This is a genomic window from Hymenobacter gelipurpurascens, from assembly GCF_900187375.1.
GTDB classification, from domain to species: Bacteria; Bacteroidota; Bacteroidia; order Cytophagales; family Hymenobacteraceae; genus Hymenobacter; species Hymenobacter gelipurpurascens.
In genome coordinates this window covers 2,066,804-2,087,433 of sequence record NZ_FYEW01000001.1, presented here as the reverse complement: position 1 = coordinate 2,087,433, position 20,630 = coordinate 2,066,804, and the positions used below count along the sequence as shown (strand labels likewise).

The following is a 20,630-nucleotide window of genomic DNA, read 5'->3' as shown; positions in this document are numbered from 1 at the left end:
AGCGCCGCCTTTCCTGTGAGTGGGAAGGCGGCGCTTTTATGTGGTTTGCCGGGCGCGGTGCGGAATTCGGCTAACTTGCGCCTATGTCCATCCGTTCTGCGTGCATGACAAATACCGTCACTCGTGTTCTGCTGCCATTGCTGGCAGCGTGTTTTTTTGCTTTTTCCGCCGAAGCTCAGTCGGCCTTTACACCCGATGAGTACGCCTGGTACGGCGTAATTCCGCGCAGCAGTGGCCGCTCCCTGGATGTGGCCAACTCCTCGCCCGAGTCGGCTGCTGTCACTGTGCAGTGGGAGTTTACGCACTCCAATAGCCAGCAGTGGAAGTTTGTGCGGGCCGCCCCCGGCAGCGACTTCTACCGCATAGAGGCGCGCCACAGCGGCAAATGCCTGACCCTGGAAAAGCCCGACGAAAACGCACCCGTTGTGCAGCGCCCCTGGACCGGCAGCTTCTATCAGCAGTGGAAGCTGGTTCCGTCGGGCCCCCTGGGAAGTTTTATGCTGATCAGCCGTGGCAATGATAAGTGCCTGGCCCTGGCTGCCGCCGATAAATTCAATGGTACGCCCATAGTGGGCCAGCGCGTGCAGAACCGCGCCACACAGCAATGGAAGCTGTTTAAGCTCCGCCTGAACGTAGACCCCAGCCAACCCGGCTTCGGCAAGCCCGAGCCCCTGACCAGCCTGAATACGCCCGGCGGCAACGAACTGCAACCCGTGGTAGCGACCGATGGCAAGATGCTCTACTTCGTGCGAACCCGTTTTGCCGGCAATACGGAAGGAGTAGCCGAGTCGGGCGACATCTGGGTGAGCACCTCCACCAACGGCGACAGTTGGGGCCCGGCTACCCGCTTGGATGCCTTAAACACCACCCAGCACAACGGCGTGATGGCCATAGTAGGAAACGGCACCAGCCTGCTGGTACGCGGCCAGTATGACCGTGAAGGCTTCCGTGATGAAGGCGTAAGTCGGGTTTCGCGCTCAGCCCAAGGCAAAAACGCCCGCCCCGTTGCGCTGGATATTGCCAACTATTACTCAGCAGGTCCCGCCACTTCCTTCTTCCAGACACCCGACGAAAAGATTCTGCTGCTCTCCCTGGAGCGCGGCGATTCTCAGGGCGGCAACGACCTGTACGTAAGCCGCCCCTCGGCCGATGGCATCTGGAGTGAGCCCCTGAACCTGGGAGCCGTGGTGAACTCGCCGGGCTACGATTTCGCACCGTGGCTCTCAGCTGATACCAAAACGCTGTATTTCAGCTCCTACGGCCACGCGGGCTTCGGCAGTGCCGATATTTTCGTGAGTCAGCGGCTTGATGATTCCTGGACTCGGTGGTCGGAGCCGCGCAACGTGGGTGGCCCCCTGAATGGCCCCGGCTTCGATGCGTATTTATCGCTTTCGGCAGATGGTAAACAGGCCTACTACGCTTCTTCGCCCACGGCTAACAACCCCGCCGATTTGTACCGGACTGCCACGGGTGTGCTGCCGGTGATAGATACCACGGCGGCGCCCGTGGTGGCGGCCGCACCTGTAAGCCCAACCGTAGCGCCCCGCATCCTGCTTACCGGCCGCACCCTCGATGCCAAAACCCGGCTAGCCATAGGCACGGAGCTGAAAGTGATTCGGTTGGGGAATGATATGGCGTTCAATGCCACAGCCCGCACCGAAAGCACCGGTGGCGCCTTCCAGCTGACCCTGCCACCCGGCAGCTACCGGCTGCTGGCCAACCGTGCCGGCTACCTCACCGCTACTGATACCGTGACCCTCACAACGGGCTCACTGAGCCGGGAGCTACTGCTGGTGCCGGCCGCCGTGGGCTCCAGCCTAGAGCTGCCCACGCTTATTTTTGCCCAAGGGAAATTCAATTTGCTGCCCGCGTCTTACACCGAGCTAAACCGCCTGGCCCGCACCCTCCAGGACAACCCCACCGTAAACATCCGGCTGGAAGGCCACACCGATAACCAGGGTAACGCAAAGCTGAACCAAGACCTTTCTGAAAGCCGGGTGACCGAAGTGAAGCGCTACCTCGTCACGCGCGGCGTCAGTGAAAACCGCATTACTACAGTGGGGTACGGTGGAAGTAAGCCTCGCGCGAGCAATGAGAAAGAGGAAACCCGCAAGCTGAACCGCCGGGTAGAATTTACCATCACTAAGTAAGAAGAAGAACATTTTCTGCTTCTGGAGAACATGCAAGGCCTCTGCCATTTTGTTGCGCCATGGGTGCAAGGAAGGGCAGGGGCCTGCTGATTTCAGGTGAGAGGCAGGGTGTAGGCCACCTGGCAAATCCTATGCCCCTGAAAACGTGCCAGCCTGGTAGTGCGTAACGAGGCAGAGCCCGCGGTGCTGGCCATCTGTGGGCCTACGCCTGCTGCAAACGCTGTTTTCGAGTACCTATGAGCCAATCTGCCATGCGCGCCATTATTCAGCACGAAGCCAATTTGCCCAATTTGCCCTCTGCTTCCGGTATAGAAGTGGTGGGCGAAGTGGCCTACATCGTCGGCGACGACTCTCCGTATCTGTACCAGCTGAATGCCGCCTCTTTGGCCGCCGGTGAGCGAACCACGCTGTTTGAAACCGCCCATTTCAGTACTGGCCGCATTCCTAAGCATCTGAAGCTAGACCTGGAGTGTCTCACAGCACTTACTACCGCAACCGGAGAAGCGGGCCTGTTGCTGCTGGGCTCCGGTGCCACAACGGCACGCGAGCAAGGCTTTTGGGTGACGCTGCCTAACGGGCCGGGCTCGGCTGCTACGGTATATCCGGTGGCACTGAGCGGACTGTATGCGGCGCTGCGTCAGCACTTACCGGCCGGTATTACCCTAAATCTGGAGGCCGTAGCTGCCACCCCTACCGAGCTAATAGTATTTCAGCGAACCGTGGGTACGGCAGCCGGAAACCTGGCGTTTCGGTTGCCGCTGCACCAAACGCTGCAGTATCTGCAACACCAGACCCCACAAGTGCCTGCCATCCGCACCCAGTTCTACCAACTGCCCACTATCGAGGGCAAGCCGGCGGGTTTTTCGGGGGCGACCTGGTTTGCTGATCAGCTGTTTATCACGGCTTCAGTGGAAGACACCCAGGACGCTGTTCTCGATGGGGCCGTGCTGGGCTCGTTGGTGGGTATTATTGACCTGAGCAAAACCTCAGACCGGGCGGTGCCCGTGGCGCTGGCCCGCCTGGAGCTACCCACCGGACAGGCCTACCGGGGTAAAGTGGAAAGCATAGCCGTCCGCCGACAGCTAAGCGCGCGTAGCTACGAGCTGCTACTCGTCACGGACGACGACCAGGGAGGCTCTACTGCCGTTACGGCTATCCTGGCACTGTAAAGGAGTAGCCTAGAAGGGAGTATGCTGCCTGCTTAGCAGGCATCGGGGGCGGAATAGTGGCCTAGCGAAATCTGGTTGAGCTCCTGGCGGGCGGCAGGCCAGATGGGGAGGAAGCGGTCCATGAAACCCCAGAAACGAGCGTTGTGGTAGCGTTCCAGCAGGTGCACTAGTTCGTGCACTACCACGTACTCCAGGCAGTGGCTAGGCCTCTTGATTAGCTCCAGGTTCAGCCAAATGCGTCGCGCCTGAATGTTGCAGGTGCCCCAGCGGGTCTTCATCTGCTTAATGGCCCAGGCATCTAGGCGCACGCCTATTATCGGCTCCCAGTAGGCCACTAGGCCCGGTAGCTGTTCTGCCAATCGTGCCCGGTACCACGCCGCCAAAATCTTGGCGCGCTGCTCCTGGGTGCTGATTTCGCGTACAAATAGCTGGAGCTGCTGCTCTTCTGCGTGCAGTTCCACGCGGGGACGGCCGGGGGCTACCGTTACATCCAGAGTGTAGGCCTGCCCTTGGTACCAGTGCGTTTCGCCTGATATATATTCCAGAGTGGCAGGTTTTGTGCGGGCCTCAAATTTCGTTTGGTGTTTCTCAATCCAGGCGCGGCGGGCTGCTACCATCTCCCGAATGGCATCATCGGAGGTGCGCAACGGAGCCGCTACTCGCACGCGGCCTCCCTGGGCGTATACCGTCAGGCGGAGCGTCCGGATGTTTTTGCGGACCACTTCTATCCGCAAATCGTCGATGTTTAGTTCAGGCATACGTAGCAATCTGGCAACTATTTGCGGAGCCGCCAAACGTATGCTGCAGACCTATAGTAAGCTGCTGACTAGTAATGCCTTTGAGTAGAAAGTCCTGCCGACCGGCGCTGTGCCTAAAACAAAACGGGCAGCGTGCTAGGCCACTCCGTTCTGAAACAAGATGGCCTAGAAGCCACTATTGCTGCCTTTAGCCTGCGCTTTTATTCGGCGTTTTCTCTGGTATATTGGGCTGTATTAACCCGATATTCTTATGCGTGCTTTAGGTGTATTTACCAGTGTTCTGGTAGCAACAAGCTTGTTTATGGCGCAGAAAGGCTGCGCCCAAAGTGTTGATAAGGTGGAGGTTGATCTGAGCGGGCCAATAAGAGTAGAGCCTGATTCTATTGCCCGCAATTTGCTGGTGCGCAACCGCGTCCGGTCGGTGGTGAAGGTGCGTCTGGACGATGAAGGTGCCGTCCGGGACACGGTAAGCCTGCAGCTAGTAGATCCATCTGGCCGTTACACCCGAATAGATCAGCTCCTGAACCCCCAACTGCATCGGGAGTGGAGCTATGATGAGAAAGGAAGGTGTACTTCCCTTGTGACTCACCCCACCAGCTACCAGCCGTTTACCCTCATATACAGCTACAACCCAGCGCTGCAGAAGGGGCTGCAGCAGGCTTTAAAGCCCAACGGCAAAAGCATTCCACTCAGCGAGGTGCAACTGCAGCAGCGCGGCGATACCCTCCTGACCGAAACCCGAACGCATACTCTGCTAGCCAACGGGAGCCTGCTCAACTTCGAAAGCCGCCGTTTGAGCCGGCGCTACTCGCCTCACCCCGATACAGTTCTCATTCTGGCCTACAATTATTCTGCTATTGGCCAATTGGTTTCTACGGCGTTTAACTACAGCGTGAGCCGGCAGGGGCAGCCGATAGAAATTGGCCGACTCGATATGGAAATGGCCGCCAAGCTTCAGAAAGTAAAAGTGGCTCCCAAGCAGGCCGCTCCACAACTCACTCCGGCGCAAGCCCTACAGGTGCTGCGACAGGGCAAAGCCGTCTATCCGCAGTTCCGGTGGCGCTACGATGCGCAGCAACGCATCGTAGGCCAGGAAATGACGCCGCGGCTCAACAAGCAGGGGCAAGGCACCACTACCCAACTAGAGTACACCTATAATTCGCTCAACCAGTTGATTGGACGGCAGCAAATCACGTCCTCCATTTACACGCCTTCTGCCACAGCCTTCACCGTGTATTCGTATGCGCCCAACGGGCTGCTGCTCGGGGAAACCTCCGATGCTCGTAGCGAAAAGCCTATATTCTACCGCTACCAGTATCAGTATTACGAATAGGCCTACGGGCCAGTAGCTTAGGCTCCAGGGCGTTTGGCTGGTGCTGGCACCGGGCGCTGAGGGCTAGGTTTCGACTTGGCCGGTGCCTTCCTGACGGGCGCTTTCGGGGCTGGTGCTTTGGGAGTGGCTTTTTTAACGGACGTTTTCCTGGCGGGCGCTTTTGAGACAGGAGCTTTTCGGAGAGTTGCTTTTCGGGCTTTGTTGATGCTTTTTTTGGCTGGAGCTGCTTTTTTAGGCTTAGCAGGAATGGCAGACGCTAGTTTGGGTTCGACGCCGTATTTCACCTGGGCAGCATTCGAGTCGCCGGTCAGGAATAGGTCAAACTCCACGCGGCGGTTCTGGGTGCGGCCCGCCTCCGTGGTATTGGTGGCAAGCGGATGGGCAGCCCCATAGCCGCGCATCTCTACACGGGTATCGGCTACTTCTTTCGAGAGGAGGTACTGCCGGGCGGCGGCGGCCCGCTCGCGGGAGAGGCGCAGGTTGAAGGCCGCTGGGCCGCGGCTATCGGTGTGCCCGGCAATGCTCAAGGAGTAGTCGGGGTACTGGCCTAGCAGCTGCGCTAGTTCATCCAGTGTGGCGTAGGAGGAAGGCAGCAGCGTTGCTTTATTCAGCTCGAACCCAATGCGCTTGGTGGCTTCTTGCAGGCGCTGGCGGGTTTCAGCCGTTATTTCTGGGCAGCCTTGGTTAGTTGCTGGGCCAGCATGGTCAGGGCACCGGTCCTCCGCGTTAGGCACGCCGTCACCATCGTTGTCGGTAGTCTCAGTAGGAGGGGTAGCCGTGGCCGTTGTATCCGTAGTGGTTGTGGTTGGGCAGCCGGTTGCATCCACCGCAACGCCGGCCGGGGTATCGGGGCAGGTGTCATCGGTGTCGTCCACGCCGTCGTTATCGGCATCGGGGCAGCCATGGGTCTCGGCAGTGCCGGGCTGGTCCGGGCACTGGTCCTGATGGTTGGGAACCCCGTCCAGGTCGTCATCAAGTGCGCAGCCCCGCTCATCTACCTCTATATCAGGCGAGGTATTCGGGCATTTGTCCTTGGCATCAGGTACGCCGTCTTCATCAGAGTCAGGCGCCTGGCCTAGGCTGAAGGTAAGGCCCACCGTATGCTGCAGAAACCTATCGGACCACCGCGGCGTGCTGACTTCCGGGTTGCCGTCGAGATTCGCCCGCAGAGGCATGTGCTGGGCGCTTTGCACAAAAAAGCCAACGGCACTTCCCAACCGGAAGTTGATGCCGGCGCCCGCCATCACATCTACATAGCTTCTGTTTTCTGGTACCCCGAGGCTATCGGGCAAGCCATCCTGGCTGGCATACGTCCAGCCCGAGGCGGCCAGCAGGTATGGCTGAATCCGGGCATTCTCCTTCAGCGCCCAGCCGTTGTTGAGCTTGAACTTCAACCCCAGGTTGGCATTGATGAGCGTAGTAGTGAATGGGTGCGTAAGGCTTTGCTGGCCTTTCAGCTCCGTGTAAAACAGCTGAGAGTTCAGGTCCAGCCCTTTGGTCAGGTATTGGTTGATGGCCACGCCCGGTGCATACTGGCTGTTGCTGAACTTCCAGTAGTCAGAGCCGAAGTTGCCTTGATACTGCAGGGCACTGTAGTTCAGGCCGAGGCTGGTGTGGCGCTCCGGCGTTTGTGCCACAACAACCTGAGAAAATATAGCAACCAGAGCCAAAGGCAGCGCCAGCGTCCGAAGAATAAGGTAAAGGTGCTTCATCAGGGAGTGATAGATGACCAGAGCGCGTAGTGAGGCCGCAACCAGCCCTCCGGCTGCCGCGACACAAAAACTAGGTAAAAATACGCGTACTCTGCCTCTGATGGTAGCAATAAAATTCAGCTCTAGCTAGTTGGCGCTGGCAAAGAGGTTCAGATTTCTCGCAAAATGTGGCCCCACCGCAAGCCAGTAGGAACGTAGGCCACTCCTACTGGCACTTGGCTGAACAGTGAAAAAGGAGGCCTGCTGGCTATTTTATATAGCGAGCCAAAGCCGCTTTCAGGTCCTCGCCTTTCAAATTAGTGGCTACTATTTTACCACTTGGGTCGAGGAGAAAATTCTGCGGAATAGCCCGCACCTGATACAGCTGGGCCACCTCGTTCTGCATGCCTCGCAAATCCGACACCTGAGTCCAGGGCAGGTGGTCGTCGGCAATGGCTTTTACCCATTTTGCGCGGTTCTTTTCCTCATCAAGCGATACGCCCAGAATGTCGAAGTGTTGGCCTTTATACTGGTTATACAGCTTGATTACAGCCGGGTTTTCTGCCCGACAAGGACCACACCAGGACGCCCAGAAATCGACCAGCACATATTTGCCGCGGTAATCTGCCAGCGACACCGGCTTGCCCTCAGGCGTTTGGAGTGTGAACGGGGGAGCCTGTGCCCCAACCGATACTGCTTTGAGTGCCTCAAGCATTTCGCCGTACTGGCGTCCGGGCGTGCTGTTCTTCAGGTAAGGACTGAGCGCCGCATACAGGGGCGCTACCTGCGCATACTGTGGCGGGTTAAATTGCAGAAGCGCATCCAGACTAACCCAGGAAGTTGGATTGGCCTTGATGTAGGCCAGTTGAATTTTTTCAGCCTCCTGAAACAGCGCCGTTCCCTGTGCCTGCATCTTCTCCTGAAACTCCGGGCTCTGTCGTTGCTGCTCCGATGCCTTCCCGAATTCGGCCCCCATGGCTTTTACTTTAAGGAGGAAGGGCTTGTACGAAGTTTGCAGCCGTTGATAATCCTGGGACGCCACGCCGCCCGTGATGGTGGCATTCACCAGTGAGTCTCGGCTAGTAATCCCAACCGGACCCGGCTCTAGAAATACCCTGGTGCGGTCCGTAGAATGAGAGGGGGCGTTCTTGAGCTTGCCATTGCGCTGCAACACTACCTCAGCGCTCTTCGGTATATCAGTGGTTCCTTTCAACTCGAATACTCCATTGTGCAGCGTTGCGGAGTCTAGCAAAGTGGCACCACGCACTAAGTAGACTTTAGCAGGCGCATTTAGCTGCCCGATCTTGCCTGTAATAACAAAAGGAGAAGATGCCTGGGCCAAAGCCAAGCCTGGAATAGACAATAACAGGCCTACTAAACGCTTTCTCATAAGGGAATTGGGTAAGGATAGAAGATCAATTGCTGTTAAATGTACTGTTTTCTGTGCCTATTTCTTCCAGCCATTTCAGACTGGATAAATGCGCTTGCTGGCAACGCTAAAACTCCAGAATAAAGCCAATAGTAGGCGTTACGCTAGGGTCATCGTCCTGGAGCAGGATGGGGAAGGCGTTAGAGCCGTCGGGACGGATGGGCTGGCCGTCGGAAGTCTGGAAGCCGCTGTTATCGTCGGTGCGCTGGAAGGTGTAGCTGGGGAGGCTGGGGTTTTTCAGCAGGAATGCGTTCTGCACATCCAGAAACAGATCGATGCTGGTCCGGCGCCAGTTGAACTTCTTATCCAGGCGGAAATCAAACTGCTGGAAGTTGCCCAGGCGCACCGTGTTCAGGCGGGAGTAGTCGAGCACGCCTCTGCCCACGGCCAAGTAGCTGGCCCGCGAGGCCTCCAGGTCAAACGGCGTGTAGGGCGAGCCACCCGCAAAGCGGTATTTGAAGCCCATTTCCCAGCCCTTCTCAAACTTGCGCCCCAGCAGGGCCGAAGCCAGGAACCGCGAATCCCAGGCGGAAGGCTTAAACCGGCCATCAACCCCCGAAAACTCCGACCGAAATGCCGTGAACGACGCCACCGCAAAGATTTTGCGCGTCAGCTTTTGCTGGAAGAACAGCTCGGCGCCGTAGGCCCGGCCTAGGCCAGTGCTTTGCACCGCTTCGTTGCCGAGCGCGGCAAAGTCGCCGCCCAGGTTTGCCAGGGAAATACCATCGCGCACCGAAACGGGGTAGTGGTTGTACTTCTTATAAAAGCCTTCCAGCGTGAAGCGCGTAGCCGCCGCCGGCAGAAACTCCAGGCCCGCCACGTAATGGTCGGAGCGAATGTAACGGGTGCCCTGGTTGACAGCCCGGCCGGCCTCATCCCGGAAACCCAGAATAGTGGAGGGCGGAATCTTGTAGTAGCGGCCTACTGAGGCGTTCAGATTCCAGCGCGGAGCCAGCCCATACGAAGCCGAAACCCGCGGCGACAATGTGCGCAACAAGTTGGCGCCGCCTTCCGTGAAGGAGTTGCCATCGGCCCGTAGGCCAGCTGAAATGGTCAACCGGTCATCAGGAAGCAGCGTGCGCGTGAGCTGGCCAAACGCGCCAAAGCGAGCAAAGTCAATAGCCGTCTGGAAGCGTACGTTCACCTGCGGCGACACCAGGCCACCTTGCGCATCGCGCACCTCACTCCGCACCCGACTGAAAAAACGGCTGTCGTACTGCACATACTGGCCTACGGCGCCATACGCATACTGCCACCGGCCTACCGACTTGTTTACATCAAGCCGAAGCTTGTTTTCTGTTTCGCCGGAGCGCGTGAGCAACACCCGGTCGGCCTCCTCGGTGGTGGAGCGGTCCTCAAACTGGTCGAGCTTGTTGTCGAGCTGGGTGCGGCTCAGGGCCACGTTCAGGAAGCCGTTGGGTAGCAGCTGGCGCAGCGCTAGGCCTATGGTGTAGTTCCACTGATCGATGGTAGGGGTGGAGCGGAGGATATACTCTTTATCAGGACTGGATTCGCGGGGCACAGCCAGCTCGAAGTGGTCGATAGCCCCTAGGCCTATCGAGGTAAGCGTGGTCTTGGGGGAGAGTTTGGTGGTGATTTTATACTGAAAATCCCAATAGTTGGGCCGAATGGGCAGGTCGATGGCTTTAAACAGCAGTTGCAGATAGGAGCGCCGGGCCGAGGCTAGGAAGGTCGTGTTCTTAGCCAGCGGCCCTTCCAGCGTGCCCGCCACCTCGGTGCCGCTCAGGCGCACGTTGCCCTGCACGCGGTCGGGGTTGCCGTCGCGCTGGCGGAACTGCAGCACCGACGACAGCGCGTTATCATAACGCGCTTCAAACGCTGAGGAACTGAGCGTTACATCCTCAATAAACGACACGTTCAGAATGCCCGTAGGCCCGCCGCCGGAGCCCTGAGTCTGGAAGTGGTTGATGACGGGTACCTCGATGCCGTCGAGGTAATACACGTTTTCATTGGGCGCGCCACCCCGGATGATAATATCGTTGCGGAAGCCCGAGGTGCCACCCGTGCCGCCCCCGCCCACGCCCGGCAGCGTCTGGATTACCTTCGAGATATCGAAGTTGCCGCCGGGGTTGCTCTTGATTTCCTCCGTGTTGATGCGCTGCACCGAGAGCGGCGTTTCGGCCGTAGCCACCCGAATGGCACGGTTGCCTACCACCTGCACCTCGCCCAACTGCTGGCTGCCGCTGGAAAGCTCCAGGTTGATGATGGACGCGTTGCCGGACGTAATAACCACATTGGCCCGCAGCAGCGGCTCGTAGCCTACCATAGTGGCGCGCACGTTGTAGCTGCCCGTCGGGATTTCGCTGAGCCGGTACCGTCCTTCTGCGTCGCTGGAGGCCCCCAGGCTAGTTCCTTCCAGCGTGACTGTCGCTCCCGGAATGGTCTCCTGCGTTTTCCGGTCGCGCACAATGCCGGTGAGGATGCCCACCGACTGGCCTAGGCCAGTAAGGCTGCTGAGCAGTAAAGCCACTAAGTAGAGAAAGCGCATCAGGCAGGTATTTTAGAGACGGGTTTGGTATTTAATCACACAAACATACTATCATGTAGTATGTTTTAATGTTATAATGATACTGCTCAACTCCTCGTCTATCTTCGTGTAATGGACTATGCCTTCTTTCGCCAACTCGTAGATATGGCGGAAATTTTCGAAACTCAGCACCCTACAGCGCAGGCCGCCGATATGGCCACTTTTGCGGCGTGGCTGCATGCGCGTACTACCGCCCCGCCCGATGCGGCGACAGTTACGCGCGTAGAAGCTAAGCCCGGCGAGTTTGATGAATCCATCATCGGCAAGCTGATTACATTTATGTACCGCTACGCGCGTACCTATCTAAGGCTGGCGCTGGAAGGCTCTCCGCTGCTCACCTCCGATGATTTTACCTATCTGGCTACAGTATACGGCCATCAGCCCTTAAGCAAAACCGAGGTTATTGGGCGCAACATCCACGAAAAGCCCACTGGTACTGAAGTAATTAAGCGTTTGCTCAAACAAGGCCTGATTGCCGAGCAAGCCCACGAAACGGACCGCCGTAGCAAGCTCCTGACCATCACCGACACTGGCCGTCAGGTGCTGTTTCAGCTCTTCGGCCGGATGAGCCAGGTGGCCTACATGATAGCGGGTAATCTGGAGCCCGCTGAGCGCCGGCAGCTTCTCTATTTGCTTCTGAAACTCGACCACTTTCACCACGATATTTTCTTGCACGATCGTTCCAAAAGCTTCGAGGAGCTGGTGCAAGCCCGCTTCCCCCAGTTGCCTGTGCCGGGAGGCCCACCCGCTCAGTAGCTAGTATCAATAAGGAGGCAGTAATTTGGCCGGTTCTGGCAATGTTCTCTAATGGCTCGTTTAGGTTATGTGGCTTTTCACTTCCTATTTTAGATGCGCCTTATTCTGCGCAACATGAGCCAAGAGCCTACTCAACAGGACGGAGTTATTAACCCCAGTAGCCGCACAAGACACGGGTTTCGGGCAAGAGCTCGAAGGAAAATCAAGGGGCTAAACGCTACGTATGCGCAGCCTGCATTCGATGCGGCCTTGATTTCAACAGCAGGCAAGTTGTTTCCCCTGGTGCATTTGGTAGAGGCAATAAAGCCGCATATCGCAACTGAACCGGTATTTGAAGCCCAAAGGGAGAAGATCCAGGCCCAAATGGCTATTGTTCTGAAACAGCTAAAGACGGAACGGCCCAAGCGCAAAGCCCTCACGCACGCTTTCGAAACGATGGGTGCCATCGCCCGCGAATCGGCCCATGAAGTAGGCAAAGACGACCTGAAACAGTCAGCGAAGGGGTTTGTGGTAGCTACTCTCAAAAATGCGCCTTCCCTGATCAGTGCCGCCCACCAGGCGGGCTTGTTGTCCTGAGGTAGATGCAAAGCTAAAAACGAAAAAGGCCCTGCTGACTAGTCAGCAGGGCCTTTTGGTACCCAGAGCCGGGGTCGAACCGGCACATCTTTCGATATCGGTGTTTGAGACCGACGCGTCTACCGATTCCGCCATCTGGGCATCTCGTTCCCACAACTCAGGAACGGGTGGCAAACTTAGTGAGACTTTCCTTAATCCGCAACAAATAGCGCTTTTTGAGATAATAAGTCCTGATTTGTTGCAGCGCCTGTGGGCGCGTATCCACCGGTAGTCCTTCATAGCCAGCCACAACGGGCTCTATTCCGGCATCGAGTGTATCAGAAAGATCCTGCACTTCAATTTCTACGCGCTGCACCGTTTCGGGATCTGGCTCAAACTCCAGCTCCATCAGCTGCTCGTTCAAATCCATCACCTCCATCAAAAAATCGGCGGGCATTTCCTGTTTGCCTTCTTCCAGCAGGTCGTGCCGGCGCAGGATGTAGGCCATGCGCTGATCAGAGTCAGAGAGGGTCCGGTAGGCGTTGGTGTTGAGTGTGGCCAGCTGCAGAATTTCCTGCTGGCGCTCCGAGCTGGCCGTAGCGTGAAAATCGGGGTGGTACTCACGGCTGAGCGCGTAGTATTTGCGCTTAATAGCGGCCTCATCGGGGCGAAAGGATTCGTGCAGCTCGTAAAATTCGAAGTAATCGGGAGTCATGGCAAGTGAAGAGGAGGGAAACGAAACGCTAGAGTGGCCTACGACTTTCGGCTAGGTCAGGGTGCGGTATATGAGCCAGGCACCGACGGTTTGTTTGCCACAAGGGAAGACGTCAAGGTGCATAAGCTGTCAATCCCAGCGTAGCGAGGAATCTGGAGTAATTCTTAGAAAGTAAACCCAAATTCCTCGCTACGCTCGGAATGACAGTGGTAGTGGCCTAGGCCAGGTCGGCGGGCAACGTAGCGGCTTCTACGCGGTGTACAGAAAATGCAACGACTGGCGCGGAAAACAGTTTCTTGGTGGCGGGCCACACTTGGCCAAACAGCTCAGAGCGGCGGTAGGCATTCAGCGCATCGGCAGAGTCCCAGTGGCTGTGGGTGCAATAGAGGTTAGGCTGGTTCGCATCCTGCCACAGTTCCAGAAAACGGCAGCCCGGCATCTGCCGGATGTGGTGTTCCGATTGGCGAAATATCTCCAAGAAAGCCGGCACATTTTCCGGCGCGAAAGTCATGCGAACGATGCGGATCAGCATAAGAGAAAAGCAGCTAAATTTCCGGAGAAGAAATACAAAAGTACAAGCTGCCATCGTGGCAGTTGTTACTTAACATAATATATAAATAATAAATGAACCTCGTTTTAGCGCAGTAGGGCAGGTTTCTGGGCCACTCAGCTTTCCGCAGGGAAGCGCACATCAACCTGCGAATCGAAGTAGAGGCCTAGTAGCTCCGAAGCATTTCCCTGGTTGATACCAATGCACAATTGGTCCTGGCTATTGAAGATGCACACCGCTTCGCCGGGAGGAGCTGCCTGAAAATGAGGGGCAATATCGCGCACGGTTTCGCGGGCAAAATGGATAGTGCTGGGGCGGTTGCGGCCCAGCACTTCCACGGCCGTGCGGGTAATATTGGTGATGAGGTTGCCGTAATGATCGACGTGGACGACGTGGCCGGTGATGCGGTTATCCTGCAGGCGCAGTTGGCGGTTGAGCAACTGATACGCATCGGTAGCCACAGGGCCAAGATCCAGCAAAGTGCCGCCCTGAGCCAAGTGCACGGCGGCCGGTGCCAATAAATCGCGGGTAGGAGAGGAGGTGGCCATTTGACTGGCGCCAATCGTGACCAGATGCTCCGGCTTGCCGTCGCAGAGCAAGGGCAGAATGCCGTTATCAGCCGAGACGAAATAGTGGCCAGCAAACTCAGCGGCGAGCCAGGCGGCGCGGGGAGCTCCCAAATCGTTTACCCCAATGAGGTGCACGGTGCCTGCCGGGAAGTCGCGAAATACCGCCGATAGAACGTGAACGGCGTGCGCGATGTTAAAGGGTTCGATGGCGTGCGAAATGTCGAGCACGGGCACGGCGGGGTTCAACTGCAAAATCCGGGCTTTTACGGCGGCCACATAATGGTCGCGGTAGCCAAAGTCCGAGAGAAACGTAATCAACCCCATTGCCTAAAATTCTGAGTTCTTCGTACTATTGCCAGAGGCCGTGTGAGGGCGGCAAAAGTAGGCGTTTTGCCGCGAAACAGGCGCATGAAAGTCGGCGAGACTTTTGTTGTTCTCTGCTAGTGTTGCCGGGCAGAGCGCCGTTCCCCACGATATTCCCGGCAGTTTATTTCATCATCCGTCCTAAAAATCCCGCAGATTGGTCGAGAAAGTCATAACGCTCGAAAATGTGTCCCTGGTTGAGTTTCTGGGGCCCGATAACCAAAACATCCGCCAGCTGGCGGCTGCGTTCCCCGGCAGTAAAATCATCTCCAGGGGCAATGAAATCAAGATTCAGGGTCAGCCTGTAGTCATCAGCCGCATCAACGATATTCTTTCGGCGCTGCTGGAGCACTACCACCAATACGGCCAGATTACCGACAAAACGGTATCCCAATACCTGAGCTCAGCCGACGAAGATCAGCAGGACCGGTTGCTGGCGGCCTCACCCGATGTAATTCTGTTCGGCGCTAAAGGAGGCATAATCAAGGCCAAAACCGCCAACCAGCAACGCCTGGTAGATGCCGTGCTCAAGAACGACTTGGTGTTTGCGCTCGGGCCAGCCGGTACGGGCAAAACCTATATTTCGGTGGCGCTGGCTGTTCGGGCTCTTAAGAATAAAGAGGTCAAGAAAATCATCATCTCCCGCCCCGTGGTGGAAGCCGGTGAAAGCTTAGGCTTCCTGCCCGGCGACATGAAGGAGAAGGTAGACCCCTACCTGCGCCCGATTTACGATGCGCTGGAAGACATGCTACCGCCCGAGAAATTCAAGTTCTACCTCGAGAACAAGACCATTGAAATTGCGCCTCTGGCCTACATGCGCGGCCGCACGCTCAACAATGCCTTTGTGCTCCTTGATGAAGCCCAGAACACCACCCCTTCGCAGCTCAAGATGTTCCTGACGCGTATGGGCCCCTCGGCCAAGGTGATGGTGAACGGCGACCGGAGCCAGATTGACCTGCCCACGAAGCAGAAGTCCGGTCTGATTCAGGCGCTGGATATTCTGCGGGATGTAAACGGCATTGCCTTCGTGGAAATGAATGCTGATGACGTGGTGCGCCACCGCCTAGTGAAGCAGATTGTGCAGGCCTACGACAAGTTCGACGTGGAAATGCAGCACGAGCAAGCCAACCAGGCCAACCGCCCGATTCGGGAATACCAGCCCTACCGCCGGCCCAACAACCCCGGCAACGCGGGCTCCGACCCCGGCAAGCATCCTGATGCCCGCCGCGAGGACGATGGCACGCAGGAGCTGCCCGTGAACCACGAACAACAACTCTAGGCCGGTCTAGGCCACTAGCACTAAAAAGCTGCTCCCTTAGGGAGCAGCTTTTTTCTTTTCCGCTTTACTTTCGTGACGCAACTCTGATTCAATAATTTCTATGAACGTCCAGCGCATCACTACTCCCGAGGACCTCGACGCGGCTCTTGCCATTCGCAACACGGTGTTTGTGCAGGGGCAGAATGTGCCCGCTGAGCTGGAAAACGACGCCCACGACCGCACTGATGCCACGCACTACCTGGCCCGCACCGACGACGGCACGCCCTGCGGAGCCGCCCGCTGGCGCCCCACCGAAAACGGCGTGAAGCTGGAGCGCTTTGCCGTGCTAGGCCAGTTCCGCAACCAGCAAGTAGGCGCGGCGCTGCTCGCCAGCGTGCTGCACGATGTGCAAGCAGCGCACCCGGAAGCCACTGTGTATCTGAATGCGCAGCTGCCGGCTGTGCGCTTCTATGAGCGCCACGGGTTTGAAAAAGTAGGGGAGCAGTTTACGGAGGCCGGTATCGAGCATTACAAAATGCAGTGGAAACGCCCCGCCTAATGGCCTTCAGTGGCTTAGGACTGTTATGAACAACCAACATAGCCCGTCATTCTTCGACAAGCGGACGCTAGATGAAGCATGACGGGCTAAAAGAGCACCGAAGCCTGTTTTACACTACTGTTCAGCTAGCCTAGGCCAGTGCTGCAGTTACAAAAGCCCGGCGTTTCGCTATGGTAGCGGAGGCGTCGGGCTTTTGTGTGGCGGTTCAAATCTTTTGTGCATTTTGCTCTTATCTATTCAGGCCTGCCTGAACCCTTATTGACTGCTATCAACAGATTAATTAGTAGCTGATCTATATGATAAAGTGGGCTCCGTATGCCTTTGTGCGGCTGGTACTGCCTTTGATGGCGGGCATCCTGACGTATCTGTATTTCGGAGAGCTGCTGCCGCCGCTGCTATGGGCACTGACGGGGCTGGTACTGCTATATATAACCGTACAGCTATGGGCGTCGCGCCAACCCACGTCAGGCCCTACCAATGCGGTAGGCCTCCTGGCCATCCTGACGCTGTATGTGGCTGGCGCTGCTTTTACGCAGCAGGCTACCGAAAGCCGTTCTTCCATTCATTTGTATCGTTTCGGAAGCCAGATCGAGTTTTATAGAGGAGTAGTAGATGACTACACGGTGGTGCGGCCTGCCACCTATGCTACTACCGTGCGTGTGTCGGCGGTGCGGGTGGAGGGAAAGTGGCGGCCAGCCGTAGGCGGCATCCGGGTATCCATTCCGCGCGACTCCAGCGTGGCCGCTCCGCAGTACGGCGACGTGTGGCTGGTGCGCGGCGCTCCGTCGCCCAGCAAACCACCTCTCAACCCCGGTGAATTCGACTACCGCCGCTACCTGCAGTATCACCAGGTATATCATCAGCACTTCATTCACCCCGATCAGTACCGGCAGTTGGCCGTGGCGCCGCCCAGCCGGCTGCGTGCCGTAGCCATGCGGGCGGCACGGGTGCTGGATAGTGTATTTCGGGAATACGTGCACGAGAAACGCGAATATGCGCTGGCTTCGGCCTTGGTGCTGGGCATCAAGGATGAGGTAGATCAGGCCACCAAACAGGCCTACGCCAACACGGGTACCACCCACATCATGGCAGTTTCGGGGTTGCAGGTGGGCCTGTTATTTGCGGCCATTACGGGCCTGCTGAGTCTGGTGCCGGGCCGGCGTGGGCCGTGGTTTCGGCTGGTGTCGGCGCTGCTGGGGCTGACCGTTATCTGGAGTTATGCTTTCCTAACGGGCCTTTCTGCGTCCGTGCTGCGAGCGGCCGTCATGTTCACGTTCGTCATAGCAGGCCAGTCGGTAGGGCGCCGCGCGAACATGTTTAATACCCTGGCCGCTGCTGCCTTCCTACTGCTCTGCTACGACCCATATCTGCTCTGTGATGTGGGCTTCCAGCTCTCGTTTCTGGCAGTGCTCAGTATCGTGTATTTGCAGCCGCGGATAGTCGGCTGGTTTGAGCCACAAGAGTATTTCCTGGATAAGCAGCGTCCCTGGCAACCACCAGCAGTGCAGAAATTCTGGAAGTACACGGGCTGGCTGCTGAATAAGATCTGGCAGGCCACGGCGCTGTCGTTGGCGGCGCAGGTGGCCACCTTTCCGCTAGGCCTGTATTACTTCCATCAGTTCCCGCTGGGCTTCCTGTTTTCCAACCTGGTGGCGGTGCCCATTTCCAGCGGCGCCGTGTACGTAGGCCTGTTGCTCTTGCTACTAAAAGGACTGGTAGCCACAGTCGGTTTGTTCTCCAGTAGCCTGGCTGCCGCGCTTGACTGGCTGCCGCGCGGAGTGGCCTACGTGTTCGAGCAGATGATCTGGCTCTTCAATGAGTACATTTTCTGGATTGGCCGCCAGATGCCGGGTGCCCTCATTTCCGGTATCCACGTAACGGCCCCGCAGGCCTGGCTGATTTTTGCGGTAGTGCTGGCCCTGCTGGCGTTCTTCGCCCTCAAGCGCCTGTCGTGGCTTGGCCTGGCGTGTGGGCTCCTAGGCCTGTTCGCCGGCAGCCAGGTATGGGCAGCGCAACAGTTGGCACCCGATGAGCGGCTACTGATTTACAGCATTCCGCGTCGTTCCGTCCTCGGCTTCTGGCAAGGTGTTGCCGCGGACATCGTCCCGCTCGATTCGTTGCCACTCACCGAAACCGAGCGCACCTACCGCATTGTACCCGGCAGCATACAGCGAGACGCCCAGCGGGTGAGCTACCATCATGGTTGGCAGGGGGCTCCTGTGCCCGCCCGTGTAGTAGAACCAGGCTTGACGCTAGCTTCCTGGCGGGGCATTCGGCTGGCTTTTGTCAGTGGCCCGTTGAGTGGTGCCCGCCAGCCAGCGCCGGTTGATGTGCTGGTGCTGCGCCGCAATGCCCGTGTACGAGCTGAGGAGCTAGCGGAGGTGTTTGGCACAGAGTCGCAGGTAGTTTTCGATTCTTCCTGCAAAAGCTGGTACGTGCTACGGCAAGATTCCCTCCTGCATCAGGCTGGCTTTCAAGTATATGATGTAACGGCGCAGGGCGCTTTCGTTGTTCGGCCGCGCCAGTAGGCCAGGTAGGATAACGTATTGGCCGAAACTTCCGGAGCCTTCTCTACGCTATAGCTAGTACGACTAGCACCAATTTTGCTTAGTTTAGAATTTGCGCCCCTCGTTTCAGTGCTGTTAGTGGGTTTGTGCTGCCTGCTTTGTGCTGTTGACTTTCACCGATTCTGCAACGCCCATGACCATGGATAACATGCCTACTCAGGAACTGGAGGCTCTGCGCTACATTCGCTACGAGGCCCAGGATTCCATCGGCTATATAACTCTCAACCGTCCCGATAAGCGCAACGCGCTGAACGCCGATGTGGTGACGGAACTCAAGCAGACTTTCGAGTTTGCCGAAGACGACGAAACCTGCAAAGTGATTGTGCTACGGGCGGCAGGCGAGGTGTTTTGCGCCGGCGCCGACTTAGGCTACATTCAGGAGCTACAAGGCTTCGGCTACACCGATAACCTGGCCGATTCTACGCACCTCATGCAGCTTTTCCACCAGATTTATACCCTTAAAAAGGTAGTAATAGCGCAAGTGCAGGGGCACGCCCTGGCCGGCGGCTGTGGCCTAGCCACCATCTGCGACTTTGCTTTTACGGTGCCCGAAGCCAAATTCGGCTACACCGAAGTGAAAATCGGGTTTCTGCCGGCTATTGTAAGCGTATTTCTGCTGCGCAAAATAGGGGAGATGCGCACCAAACAGTTGCTGCTCACGGGCGATGTTATTTCGGCCCAAACGGCCCAGGAGTTTGGCTTAGTCAATTTCCTGGCTCCTCGCGAAGAACTAGCCGACAAAGTGCGCCTTTTTGCCCGTAAGCTTTGCGTAGAAAACTCTGGCCAAAGCATGGAGCTCACCAAAGAGATGCTGGCTCGTATTCCCGAAATGCCCCTCGAAGATAGCCTGCGCTATGCCGCCCGCATGAACGCCGAGGCAAGGGGCACCCTGGACTGCCGCCGCGGCATTGCGGCCTTCCTGAGCAAAGAAAAAATAGCCTGGGATAACTAGGCCACTTTCTAGGCACTTTGTAAGCGGCCCAACAATGCATAGCTACTGCTGCGCATTGTTGGGTCGTTTTTTATGCTGCACAACGTAAATTTCTTGCCCCAGCTGATAGACTTATTTATGTCTGGGAGAGGCTTGCTATCTTTCCCGTTACAATTTTTTCAAACTTCTCAACTTACTGCTTAGTTAGGTATCTATGACAACGCTGGCAGCCGTGGCCGTTACGACGGCTACCTTTCTCGGAATGGAGTTCGTGGCGTGGTTTATGCACCGCTTTGTGCTGCATGGGCCACTCTGGTTTTTGCACCGCTCGCACCACGTACGCCACCCACACCGGTTTGAGCGCAACGATTTTTTCTTTCTGTTCTATGGTTCTCTTTCCATGCTGCTCATCATGTACGGGTCGGCGGAGAAGGACTTTCGGTTCTGGATGGGAGTAGGCATTGCGAGCTACGGAACGCTCTACTTCTTTGTGCACGATGTCCTGATCCATGGGCGCATGCGGTTCTGGCGGAAGTCGCGCAATACGTATCTGCGGGCCCTGAATATGGCCCACAAGGTGCATCATAAGGCCAATAGTCGGGATGGATCAGAGGAGTTTGGGTTGTTGTGGGTTTCTCCTAAGTATTTTGTTTTGGCCCTGCGTAAGCCAGCTCCCACGCGAGTGCTACGCCAGCGGACGAGTTCTATCGGTTAAGTTTTAGTTAAAGG

Annotated in this window: 17 protein-coding genes and 1 tRNA gene; 10 read left to right on the top strand and 8 right to left on the bottom strand. The window is 57.1% G+C overall.

All coding sequences use genetic code 11. The features are described from left to right. Nucleotides 1-83 precede the first annotated feature (83 nt). Entirely contained in the window at nt 84-2,150 is a 2,067-nt protein-coding gene (locus tag CFT68_RS08765) for an RICIN domain-containing protein (protein ID WP_088843020.1), read from the top strand. Between the two features lie 236 nt (nt 2,151-2,386). After that, nucleotides 2,387-3,319: a DUF6929 family protein gene (locus tag CFT68_RS08760; RefSeq protein WP_088843019.1), complete on the top strand. Its 933-nt coding sequence runs from the start codon at nt 2,387-2,389 to the stop codon at nt 3,317-3,319. Nucleotides 3,320-3,351: 32 nt separating this feature from the next. Here the strand turns inward: CFT68_RS08760 and CFT68_RS08755 are convergent, their stop codons facing one another. After that, nucleotides 3,352-4,077 (bottom strand): M48 family metallopeptidase, encoded by a 726-nt coding sequence (locus CFT68_RS08755; RefSeq protein ID WP_088843018.1) that lies wholly within the window; start codon nt 4,075-4,077, stop codon nt 3,352-3,354. A gap of 250 nt (nt 4,078-4,327) precedes the next feature. Between CFT68_RS08755 and CFT68_RS08750 the strand changes: the two genes are divergently transcribed. Continuing rightward, a complete protein-coding gene (locus CFT68_RS08750; protein ID WP_088843017.1) occupies nt 4,328-5,410 on the top strand; it encodes a hypothetical protein in 1,083 nt (360 codons plus the stop codon). Between the two features lie 17 nt (nt 5,411-5,427). On the opposite strand, the gene CFT68_RS22325 is transcribed toward CFT68_RS08750, so the two are convergent. The 3 genes from CFT68_RS22325 to CFT68_RS08735 form a co-directional block, all read right to left on the bottom strand. Continuing rightward, nucleotides 5,428-7,122, bottom strand: a complete 1,695-nt coding sequence (locus CFT68_RS22325; protein WP_088843016.1) for an OmpA family protein — start codon at nt 7,120-7,122, stop codon at nt 5,428-5,430. 247 nt (nt 7,123-7,369) lie between these two features. Beyond that, nucleotides 7,370-8,491: a TlpA disulfide reductase family protein gene (locus tag CFT68_RS08740; RefSeq protein WP_088843015.1), complete on the bottom strand. Its 1,122-nt coding sequence runs from the start codon at nt 8,489-8,491 to the stop codon at nt 7,370-7,372. 106 nt (nt 8,492-8,597) lie between these two features. Beyond that, entirely contained in the window at nt 8,598-11,039 is a 2,442-nt protein-coding gene (locus CFT68_RS08735; RefSeq protein ID WP_088843014.1) for a TonB-dependent receptor, read from the bottom strand. Nucleotides 11,040-11,183: 144 nt separating this feature from the next. On the opposite strand from CFT68_RS08735, the gene CFT68_RS08730 reads away from it, so the two are divergent. Both CFT68_RS08730 and CFT68_RS21495 read left to right on the top strand, forming a co-directional pair. Then, on the top strand, nt 11,184-11,834 hold the full coding sequence (locus CFT68_RS08730) for a MarR family winged helix-turn-helix transcriptional regulator (protein ID WP_170934738.1): 651 nt from the start codon (nt 11,184-11,186) through the stop codon (nt 11,832-11,834). A gap of 363 nt (nt 11,835-12,197) precedes the next feature. Beyond that, nucleotides 12,198-12,410: a hypothetical protein gene (locus CFT68_RS21495; RefSeq protein ID WP_141106498.1), complete on the top strand. Its 213-nt coding sequence runs from the start codon at nt 12,198-12,200 to the stop codon at nt 12,408-12,410. Between the two features lie 56 nt (nt 12,411-12,466). Here CFT68_RS21495 and CFT68_RS08720 read toward each other — a convergent pair. The 4 genes from CFT68_RS08720 to CFT68_RS08705 all read right to left on the bottom strand — a co-directional run bounded on the left by CFT68_RS08720 (nt 12,467) and on the right by CFT68_RS08705 (nt 14,547). Beyond that, nucleotides 12,467-12,551 (bottom strand) — tRNA-Leu (locus CFT68_RS08720). Between the two features lie 16 nt (nt 12,552-12,567). Continuing rightward, entirely contained in the window at nt 12,568-13,104 is a 537-nt protein-coding gene (gene hscB, locus CFT68_RS08715; protein ID WP_088843011.1) for a Fe-S protein assembly co-chaperone HscB, read from the bottom strand. A 217-nt stretch (nt 13,105-13,321) separates the two neighbouring features. Next, nucleotides 13,322-13,636 (bottom strand): putative quinol monooxygenase, encoded by a 315-nt coding sequence (locus tag CFT68_RS08710; protein ID WP_088843010.1) that lies wholly within the window; start codon nt 13,634-13,636, stop codon nt 13,322-13,324. 134 nt (nt 13,637-13,770) lie between these two features. Next, a complete protein-coding gene (locus CFT68_RS08705) occupies nt 13,771-14,547 on the bottom strand; it encodes an SAM hydrolase/SAM-dependent halogenase family protein (protein WP_088843009.1) in 777 nt (258 codons plus the stop codon). 196 nt (nt 14,548-14,743) lie between these two features. On the opposite strand from CFT68_RS08705, the gene CFT68_RS08700 reads away from it, so the two are divergent. From CFT68_RS08700 to CFT68_RS08680, 5 genes are all read left to right on the top strand, one after another. Continuing rightward, on the top strand, nt 14,744-15,865 hold the full coding sequence (locus tag CFT68_RS08700; RefSeq protein WP_088843008.1) for a PhoH family protein: 1,122 nt from the start codon (nt 14,744-14,746) through the stop codon (nt 15,863-15,865). A 100-nt stretch (nt 15,866-15,965) separates the two neighbouring features. Further along, complete coding sequence (locus CFT68_RS08695) at nt 15,966-16,403, top strand: GNAT family N-acetyltransferase (RefSeq protein WP_088843007.1); 438 nt, start codon at nt 15,966-15,968, stop codon at nt 16,401-16,403. A 296-nt stretch (nt 16,404-16,699) separates the two neighbouring features. Beyond that, nucleotides 16,700-18,931, top strand: a complete 2,232-nt coding sequence (locus CFT68_RS08690) for a ComEC/Rec2 family competence protein (RefSeq protein WP_088843006.1) — start codon at nt 16,700-16,702, stop codon at nt 18,929-18,931. Between the two features lie 178 nt (nt 18,932-19,109). Continuing rightward, nucleotides 19,110-19,922, top strand: coding sequence for an enoyl-CoA hydratase/isomerase family protein (locus CFT68_RS08685; RefSeq protein WP_088843725.1), 813 nt, complete (start codon nt 19,110-19,112; stop codon nt 19,920-19,922). Nucleotides 19,923-20,115: 193 nt separating this feature from the next. Continuing rightward, nucleotides 20,116-20,616, top strand: a complete 501-nt coding sequence (locus CFT68_RS08680) for a sterol desaturase family protein (protein ID WP_088843005.1) — start codon at nt 20,116-20,118, stop codon at nt 20,614-20,616. The last annotated feature ends 14 nt before the right edge of the window (nt 20,617-20,630 follow it).

What these genes read in the sequence shown, in the direction of transcription:
- CFT68_RS08680 (WP_088843005.1), top strand. Translation starts at nt 20,116, where the DNA reads ATGACAACGCTGGCAGCCGTGGCCGTTACGACGGCTACCTTTCTCGGA.
- CFT68_RS08755 (WP_088843018.1), bottom strand. Translation starts at nt 4,077, where the DNA reads ATGCCTGAACTAAACATCGACGATTTGCGGATAGAAGTGGTCCGCAAA.
- CFT68_RS08730 (WP_170934738.1), top strand. Translation starts at nt 11,184, where the DNA reads ATGGCGGAAATTTTCGAAACTCAGCACCCTACAGCGCAGGCCGCCGAT.
- CFT68_RS08740 (WP_088843015.1), bottom strand. Translation starts at nt 8,491, where the DNA reads ATGAGAAAGCGTTTAGTAGGCCTGTTATTGTCTATTCCAGGCTTGGCT.
- CFT68_RS08760 (WP_088843019.1), top strand. Translation starts at nt 2,387, where the DNA reads ATGAGCCAATCTGCCATGCGCGCCATTATTCAGCACGAAGCCAATTTG.
- hscB (WP_088843011.1), bottom strand. Translation starts at nt 13,104, where the DNA reads ATGACTCCCGATTACTTCGAATTTTACGAGCTGCACGAATCCTTTCGC.
- CFT68_RS08750 (WP_088843017.1), top strand. Translation starts at nt 4,328, where the DNA reads ATGCGTGCTTTAGGTGTATTTACCAGTGTTCTGGTAGCAACAAGCTTG.
- CFT68_RS21495 (WP_141106498.1), top strand. Translation starts at nt 12,198, where the DNA reads ATGGCTATTGTTCTGAAACAGCTAAAGACGGAACGGCCCAAGCGCAAA.
- CFT68_RS08685 (WP_088843725.1), top strand. Translation starts at nt 19,110, where the DNA reads ATGGATAACATGCCTACTCAGGAACTGGAGGCTCTGCGCTACATTCGC.
- CFT68_RS08690 (WP_088843006.1), top strand. Translation starts at nt 16,700, where the DNA reads ATGATAAAGTGGGCTCCGTATGCCTTTGTGCGGCTGGTACTGCCTTTG.
- CFT68_RS08695 (WP_088843007.1), top strand. Translation starts at nt 15,966, where the DNA reads ATGAACGTCCAGCGCATCACTACTCCCGAGGACCTCGACGCGGCTCTT.
- CFT68_RS08765 (WP_088843020.1), top strand. Translation starts at nt 84, where the DNA reads ATGTCCATCCGTTCTGCGTGCATGACAAATACCGTCACTCGTGTTCTG.
- CFT68_RS08735 (WP_088843014.1), bottom strand. Translation starts at nt 11,039, where the DNA reads ATGCGCTTTCTCTACTTAGTGGCTTTACTGCTCAGCAGCCTTACTGGC.
- CFT68_RS08705 (WP_088843009.1), bottom strand. Translation starts at nt 14,547, where the DNA reads ATGGGGTTGATTACGTTTCTCTCGGACTTTGGCTACCGCGACCATTAT.
- CFT68_RS22325 (WP_088843016.1), bottom strand. Translation starts at nt 7,122, where the DNA reads ATGAAGCACCTTTACCTTATTCTTCGGACGCTGGCGCTGCCTTTGGCT.
- CFT68_RS08710 (WP_088843010.1), bottom strand. Translation starts at nt 13,636, where the DNA reads ATGCTGATCCGCATCGTTCGCATGACTTTCGCGCCGGAAAATGTGCCG.